The organism is Pseudomonas sp., assembly GCF_041601375.1.
Lineage (GTDB): Bacteria > Pseudomonadota > Gammaproteobacteria > Pseudomonadales > Pseudomonadaceae > Aquipseudomonas.
Genome location: NZ_JBFIIG010000193.1, coordinates 1 through 7660, shown reverse-complemented (window position 1 = coordinate 7660; position 7660 = coordinate 1). Strand labels below are relative to the sequence as shown.

Below are 7660 nucleotides of genomic sequence, written 5' to 3'. Positions count from 1 at the left end.
TCGCCGGCGAATGGCTGGCGGGCGCGGCCGGCGAATGGTTCCAGGCGGCGCTGGTGCTGCTGGCCAGTCTGCTGATCCTGCAGATGGTCGGCTGGATGCGCCGGCACGGCCGCACCTTGAAAAGCGACCTGCAACAGGCGGCCGGCAATCACCTGAACCACAACGGCGGCCTCGGCCTGCTGCTCCTGGCGATGCTCGCGGTGGGTCGCGAAGGCAGCGAGACCGTGGTCTTCCTCTATGGCCTGGGCGTGCACAAGCAAGGCACCGCGCTCTGGCAGTTCGCCCTCGGCGGTGCGGCGGGCTTCGCCCTGGCACTGCTCACCTTCATGGTGCTGCAGGCCGGCAGCCGGTTGGTGTCCTGGCGGCATTTCTTCATGTTCAGCGAAGTAGTGCTGCTGTTGCTCGGCGCCTCCATGCTGATCGCCGGGCTCGACCGCATCAGCGGCCAGTTGATGGCCCTGGAACTGCCCGAGCAAGTCTACGGTTGGTTCGGCGATGCGCTCTGGGACACCTCGGCCGGTCTGGATGACGCCTCGGGGCTGGGGTCGGTACTGGCCAACTTCGCCGGCTACCGCGCCATGCCCTCCCCGGCTACGGTCGCCGCCCTCGCCGGCTACTGGTTGCTGGTCGCGTTCTGGCTGCGACGCAGCTCGCCCGCCGTGTCGCCATGCGCCAGCTGAACGGCCTGCTCGGCGGACTGGGCGATACGCTGCGGCGGCATGCGCGGCTGATTCGTGGTCTGCAATGGGCGGTCGTGGCCTTCTATAGCCTGTTGCTGGTGCTGCCGGCGCTGCTGCCGTTGCCGCCCAGCCAGGCACGCATGCTAGACAACCTGACGCTGCTCGCCCAGTTCATTTTCTGGGGCCTCTGGTGGCCGTTCGTGTTGCTGTCCATCGTGCTGTTCGGCCGGCTCTGGTGCGGGGTGCTCTGCCCCGAAGGCTCGCTCAGCGAGTGGATCAGCTGGCGCGGCCTGGGTCGCGGCACGCCACGCTGGATCCGTTGGGGCGGCTGGCCGACCCTGGCGTTTATCCTCACCACTGTTTATGGCCAGCTGATCAGCGTCTACGACTATGCCCAGGCGGCCTTGCTGATACTCGGCGGTTCGACCCTGGCGGCGATGCTGGTGGGCTTTCTCTATGGCCGCGGCAAGCGTATCTGGTGCCGCTACCTGTGCCCGGTCAGCGGCGTGTTCGCCCTGCTCGCCCGCCTGGCACCCCTGCACTATAAGGTCGACGAACAACGCTGGCTGGAAAACCCGCCGCCGCGCCAGCCGCCGCCCAACTGCGCGCCGCTTCTGGATATCCGCCGCATGCGGGGCGCCGCCGACTGCCATGCCTGCGGGCGTTGCAGCGGCCAACGCGGCGCGGTGAAGTTGAGCGCGCGTTCGCCGAACGCCGAGGTATTAATAGTCGGCCCGCTGCACGCCAGCCATTGGGACAGCAGCCTGTTGCTGTTCGGCGTGATCGGCCTGGCCATGGGCGCCTTTCAATGGACGGTCAGCCCCTGGTTCGTCAGCCTGAAACAAGCGGCGGCCACCTGGTTGGTCGAGCACGACAGCTACTGGCTGCTGCAGGCCGATGCGCCCTGGTGGCTGCTGACCCACTACCCGCAGGCCAACGACCTGTTCAGCTGGCTCGATGGCCTGCTGATCCTGTTCTACCTGGCGGCCAGCGCGCTGCTGCTCGGCGGCGGCCTGTGGCTGCTGCTGCGGGCCGCAGCATTGCTGGCGTCGCGCACCGGCAATGCCTTCGAACACCTGGCCTTGACCCTGATTCCGCTCGGCGCCAGTGGGCTGTTTCTCGGCCTCAGCGCCACCACCGTCAAGCTGCTGCGTTACGAGGGCCTGGCCCTGGCCTGGGTGCAACCGGCACGCGCCGGCCTGCTCGTCGCAGCCATCGCCTGGAGCCTGTGGCTGGGCTGGCAGGTGCTGGGCCGGCATGGCGCGCGCGGACTCAATCGACTCGCGGCATTCTGCTGCCTGGCGCTGGGTACGGCCTGGGTCGGCTATGGCTGGTGGCTGCAGTTCTGGGGCTGGAACTGAGTCCTGTCGGCAGACGGTGATCCTGCCCGCCTGGTTCCCCATCCGCCCGTCTCGGCAGGACTTGTTTGAGATCAAGGAATCCCCGGCTATCGACCTTCTAGCATGCAATCTCGAGCAATCCCGAGCTGCGTCGTGGGAGAAACCATGCTGACCGAACCATCGCTTGTCGCACAGTTGCGCCATCATCACCTGTTCAGCCGACTACCGGAGGCGGCGCTGCAGGAGGTGTGCGCCTCGGCCAACCTCAAGCGTCTGGCTTCTGGCGCCTCGCTGTTCCATCAGGGCGACAAGGCCGATCGCTTCTATTTCGTCTTCAGCGGCCAGGTGAAACTGCACCGGATAGTCTGCGACGGTCAGGAAAAACTGGTGGAAATCATCCGCGCCGGCGAATCCTTTGCCGAGGCGCTGTTGTTCACCGGCGTGCCGCACTACCCGGTCAGCGCCACCGCACTGAAGACTTGCCAGATGGCCAGCCTGCACGGTGCGCAGTACCGCCGCCTGCTGGAACAACACCCGAGCATCTGTCTGGATATTCTCGCCACCCTGAGCATCCGCCTGCACCAGCGCTTGAACGAAATCGATACTCTGACCCTGGCCAACGCCTGTCACCGAGTCAGGCGTTTTCTGGCCCAGGCCCACGAAGAAGGCAACGGGGCGATCATGCTCGATGTGCCCAAACGGCTGATCGCCTCGAAGCTGGGTATCCAGCCGGAAACCTTCTCGCGCATCCTCCATCGCCTGATCGACTCGGGCGTGATTGCCGTACAGCGCCGGCGCATCGAGATCATCGACCTGCAGGGGCTGAACAACTACGACGACTAGCAGTGCAGAATTGACCGTAATCAACGTCAGCCGCTGCACGCGGGTCAAACTGGGCAGCCTCTTGACGATTGAAGGGTGCACGCAATGCCCAAGACCACCCTGCCCCTGGTCTACTCCTGTTCCGGCTGCTCCAACGTGGCGCAACTGGCGAATACCTTAGCCGTGCGCCTGGATCGTACCGGTCTGGCGGAAATGTCCTGCATCGCCGGGATCGGCGGGCATGTTCCGGCGCTGGTGAGCAAGGCCCGCTCCGGGCGCCCGATCCTCGCCATCGACGGCTGTCCCCTGCATTGCGCCAGCGCCTGTCTGGCCCAACACGGCATCGGCGCCGACGTGCACATCACCCTCAGCAGCTCAGGCCTGCGCAAGCGCTATCGGGAAGACTGCAGCGAGGCAGAAGCCGATGCGTTGTTCGCGGACATGACCCGCATCATCGCCAGCGATCTCGGCCGCACGGATCAGGCGCAAGCCGAACTTGCCTCATGCCAACCGCCGCCGACTCGGAGTACGGGCGCGCAAACGACGGATTGAATGGTGCGCGAGCAGCATCATGGTCAAAACGACCATAAAGGTATTTACAACCCTGCCCGGGCGCAGTCATATTTACCATGACCATCCACTAAACCCTTTAAATTCAACGAATTGAAGATGGCACGCGGCTTGCTCAAGGACAAATAACTAGAACTATCCATGACCGCAACACGCGTTGCATGACCGCCATGCAGGGAGTCCCCATGAAGAAAATTCTGCAACCACTGGCCTGGTATCTGGTCCTGACCTCGGTACTGGCCCTGGCCAGTGGCGTCGCCTTGAGTTTCGCCACCGACACGGCGCTGGCCGCCAGCAGCATCAGTGCGCATCTGGCTATGCCCGTGCATCATTGAGCAACTGCCCGCCATCCAGGCTGTCCGATAGAACACTCGTTGACCACACAAGACCGAGTCGTCAGCCCGTCACGGACAGGGCCGAACTCCAGGCCACTCAGGGTCGATCTTCACGCCACACAATCAGGATGTCTTCCATGGTGCTTCATCGCGTTCATCACCAGATTCTCCGCAGTCACCATTTGTTCGAGCCGCTGAACGAAGAGCAGATGGATGAGCTGATGAGCACCAGTCAACTGCTCAGCATCGACAAGGGCGAGCCCTTGTTCCGCCAGGGCGAGCCGGCCCATTCGTTCTATTTCGTCATCGCCGGCGCGGTGAAGATCTACCGCCTGACCCCGGACGGGCAGGAGAAGGTGTTCGAGGTCATCGGCAATCGGCAGACCTTCGCCGAAGCCATGATGCTGATGGACACGCCCAATTACGTCGCATCGGCCGAGGCGGTGTGCCCCACGCAGCTCTACCGCATCGCCAACAGCACCTATATGCGCCTGCTGCAGAGCAATAGTCGGCTGACCTTCGCCCTGCTCGGCAAGCTCTGCGTGCGCCTGCACCAGCGGGTCAACGAGATCGAAACGCTGTCGCTGAAAAACGCCACCCACCGCGTGGTGCGCTACCTGATCACCCAGCTCGCGCGCCAGCCGGACGCGGGCAACAGGTTCGAGTTGCCGATGGCCAAGCAGTTGATCGCCGGGCACCTGTCGATCCAGCCGGAGACCTTCTCACGGATCATGCGCCGCCTGATCGACGAGGAAATCATCACCCAGGAAGGCCGGCAGATCGTGATTCTCGACCGCCTGCGCCTGGAGCAGTTCGAGTGAAATGCCCGTCTTCGCGTCTATGAGCGATCGCCATGCCTAAATGCCTGTATTGCCAACGAGACAATCCCCCCCGGGAACCCGAGTGCCGCCACTGCGGTATGCCTCTGCCGGCGCTGGCCGACGGCGCGGGCGAACGCCGGCAACGGAGGTTTATGTGGTTCTGCATCGGCCTGACGGTGTTTTGTGCGGTGATGGTGGTGTGGTTGCCGCGAAGTATTGCCTGACGAGCTCAGCGTCCCTGTCCTATTCCTACGGCCTGGTACATAACTCGTAGATGGGTTAGCCGCCGAGATGGTTTTCGGTAGTGCCTCGTTTCAGGTGCGGCGTAACCCATCATCGCGGTGTGTCTGCAGGCCCCCCTGTTGGGTTACGCGGCGGTTGGCTACAGCGGTGCCTGGGTGATCGTTGGCGCCGCTAACCCAACCTACGACTCCGCGCAGCCCGAACCAACTCCAGATAATCGCGGCCTTGGCCGCGATTGTTCATACCTGGGTCAACTGCCTATACAACTGCGGCAGGCGCAGCGGCAATTGCTGCGGCTGGCGGATCTGCGTGTAGCCATTGGCGCCGAACATGTACGGCAGGTAGTCGCCGGCTTCGCTGTCGATGGTGATGCAGAACGGCAACAACCCCTGACGCCGCGCCTCCAGCACCGCTTCGCGGGTGTCCTCGACGCCGTAGCGGCCCTCGTAGAGATCCAGGTCGTTGGGTTTGCCATCGGTCACCAATAGCAGCAGTTTGCGCCGCTGCTTGCAGGCGCCGAGCAGCACGGTGGCCTGGCGGATGGCGGCGCCCATGCGCGTGTAATAGCCGGGCTTGAGCGCCTGGATGCGTCCGCGGGTGTTGTCGTCATAGCGCTGCTTGAACGACTTGAGCTCCTGCATGCGCACCTGCTGGCGACGCAACGAGGAGAAACCGTAGAGGGCGAAATCGTCGCCCAGGGCCGACAGGGCTTCGCCGAACAGCAGCAGGCTGTCGCCGATCACATCGATAACCCGGTGCTGGTCGTCCAGGTGGGCGTCTGTGGACATCGACACATCCGCCAGCAGCAGGCAGGCCAGATCGCGCCGGGTGTGGCGCTGCTCCATGAACAGGCCACGCTCGGCGCACTGGCCATGCTGGCGCTCGACATGAAAATCCAGCCAGGCCTGCATGTCCAGCTCCGAGCCCTGGGGTTGCTGGCGCAGCCACTGGCGATCGTTGCGCAGGTGCTCGAACTGCCGGCGCAGACGCTTGGCCAGCGGTGCCAGACGCAAGGGCAGCGGCTGCGGCTCGCTGCCACGCGGCACCATCATCTGCAGGTTGACGAAATCCTCGCGCAGGCTGTGCTTGCGGTAGTCCCACTCCGGCAGCTTGATGCCCTCGCCCAGCGGGATGTCGTCGACGTCCGCCGGCGGCAGGTCGAGGTGCAATTTCAGCCCGCCGCTCTTGCGCAGGCGTTGCTTGGACAAAGCCAGCTCGTCGAGATCCTCGGCGACCCGCGCGGCGTCCAGGTCTTCGCTGTCGTCGCTGCAGCGATCCAGCTCGACATGCTCGGACCAACTGAACAGGTTCTCCAGGCGGAATATCAGCAGGCCGCCCTTGCTGGTGCTCTCCTCGACCCGCTTGGCGCGCTTGGGCCCGCCCTTGCTTTCGCCCGGAGGGGTCAGCAGGTTGCCCTCGCTCTCCTCGCCCAGGTCACAGGCCTGGGGTTCGCCGAGGTTTTCCGCCGGGTACAGCCACAGCGGCAACGGCCAGGGTGCCAGTTCGCTACGCGGGAAATGCTCGACGCTGCCCGGTTCGCGCAGGGCCTGACAGAGCGCAATCTCCAGCTCGGCCTCGCCCTTGCCCAACGAATCCGGGTCCGGGCGCAACTGCAGATGGGCCTCGACCAGGCGCTGGTAGCGCGGACGCAGGGCCGGGTAGTTCTGCAGCAACTGTCGGGTCCAACGCTGGTTATCGCGCGCCCAGTGACGCATCTCTCCCGCGTGCGCGGCCAGCAGCGCCAGCCAGCGATACAGGTCCTGATTCAGCGCGACCTCGGGATAGACCGCCAGGCTCGGCGGCAGGCGCAGGTTGCTGGCATCGCACCAGGCCACCGGCAGTTGCTTGCAGCTACCGGCCACCTGTTGCAGCAGGGTGCGCCGCAACACCAGGTCACGGGCGCTGGCGGCCTCCACGCCGACCCCGCTGGCGCCGCCCATGGCGCGAAACAACAACGCCAGGGGGCGCTGCATGCTGGCCAGTTCGACCCGCGCCTCGGGGAAATCCGGGCTGGCGCGCCGGGTGATAAAGCGGTGCCAGACGCTGCCCACCCACTCTTCCAGTTCGACGGTAAAAGCCATCTGCTTCACCTCTTCTATGGCTATATCCCAATTGATTGTTGCAATGCAAAGGCGGTCGAGCAGTCCTCGTAGGGTGCGCCATGCGCACCAGCGCTGGCTGCATCATCCTTGGTGCGCATGGCGCACCCTACGTATTGCGACCACTCTTCCCCATGCAACACCTAATGGCTACATAACCAATGCAAAAACGGCCCGCTGTACCAGCCGGGCCGAGATGTATCTACCGCGCACCGCTCAGGCCGAAACGGTCAGGGCGGCTTCATCGCGGGCCGTGGCCCGGGCACGTTGCTTGAAGCTGTACAGGTAGCAGAGCAAGCCGATCAGGAAGAACACCCCGGCCACCAGGCGCAGCCAGAAGAACACGGCCAACTGGTCGACGGTACTCATGAACGACAGCGCGGTGCCATCCGTAGGCCAGCGTTGCAGGGCGACCTGGACCACGCCTGCGGCGGTGAGGAACAGGGTGATCGCCACCATCGACAGGGTCATCAACCAGAAGCCCCAGATCTCGATGGTCTGCGCCCGAGCATCCGGCGCCTCGCCGAGCCCGCGCAAACGCGGCATGGCGTAGCTGATCATGGTCATCACGATCATTGCGTAGGCGCCGTAGAAGGCCAGGTGACCATGCGCCGCGGTCAGTTGCGAGCCGTGGGTGTAGAAGTTCACCGGGGCCAGGGTATGCAGGAAGCCCCACACGCCAGCACCGAAGAACGCGGTCACGGTAGTGCCCTTGGCCCACAGGGTGGCGGCGCGGTTCGGGTGCTGCCG

The 7660-nt window shown here is 64.6% G+C and carries 9 protein-coding genes; 7 read left to right on the top strand and 2 right to left on the bottom strand.

Annotated features, from left to right (window positions below; genetic code table 11):
* From ABZE94_RS18590 to ABZE94_RS18560, 7 genes are all read left to right on the top strand, one after another.
* On the top strand, positions 1 to 680 hold a 680-nt coding region (locus ABZE94_RS18590; protein WP_372877279.1), incomplete at its 5' end, for an FTR1 family protein.
* Complete coding sequence (locus tag ABZE94_RS18585) at positions 668 to 2041, top strand: 4Fe-4S binding protein (protein WP_372877277.1); 1374 nt, start codon at positions 668 to 670, stop codon at positions 2039 to 2041. The genes ABZE94_RS18590 and ABZE94_RS18585, both read left to right, overlap by 13 nt.
* A 144-nt stretch (positions 2042 to 2185) precedes the next feature.
* On the top strand, positions 2186 to 2863 hold the full coding sequence (locus ABZE94_RS18580) for a Crp/Fnr family transcriptional regulator (RefSeq protein WP_372877275.1): 678 nt from the start codon (positions 2186 to 2188) through the stop codon (positions 2861 to 2863).
* An 84-nt stretch (positions 2864 to 2947) separates the two neighbouring features.
* Complete coding sequence (locus tag ABZE94_RS18575; protein ID WP_372877273.1) at positions 2948 to 3394, top strand: putative zinc-binding protein; 447 nt, start codon at positions 2948 to 2950, stop codon at positions 3392 to 3394.
* 203 nt (positions 3395 to 3597) lie between these two features.
* Entirely contained in the window at positions 3598 to 3747 is a 150-nt protein-coding gene (locus ABZE94_RS18570; protein WP_372877272.1) for a hypothetical protein, read from the top strand.
* A gap of 137 nt (positions 3748 to 3884) precedes the next feature.
* The gene (locus ABZE94_RS18565) at positions 3885 to 4568 is read left to right on the top strand and encodes a Crp/Fnr family transcriptional regulator (RefSeq protein WP_372877270.1); all 684 of its coding nucleotides are present in this window, start codon (positions 3885 to 3887) and stop codon (positions 4566 to 4568) included.
* Positions 4569 to 4600: 32 nt separating this feature from the next.
* Complete coding sequence (locus tag ABZE94_RS18560; RefSeq protein ID WP_372877268.1) at positions 4601 to 4792, top strand: DnrP protein; 192 nt, start codon at positions 4601 to 4603, stop codon at positions 4790 to 4792.
* Between the two features lie 258 nt (positions 4793 to 5050).
* Here ABZE94_RS18560 and ABZE94_RS18555 read toward each other — a convergent pair whose 3' ends face one another.
* Positions 5051 to 6892: a nitric oxide reductase activation protein NorD gene (locus tag ABZE94_RS18555; RefSeq protein WP_372877266.1), complete on the bottom strand. Its 1842-nt coding sequence runs from the start codon at positions 6890 to 6892 to the stop codon at positions 5051 to 5053.
* A 234-nt stretch (positions 6893 to 7126) separates the two neighbouring features.
* Positions 7127 to 7660: cbb3-type cytochrome c oxidase subunit I (locus ABZE94_RS18550; RefSeq protein WP_372877264.1), on the bottom strand; the 534-nt coding region annotated here is incomplete at its 5' end.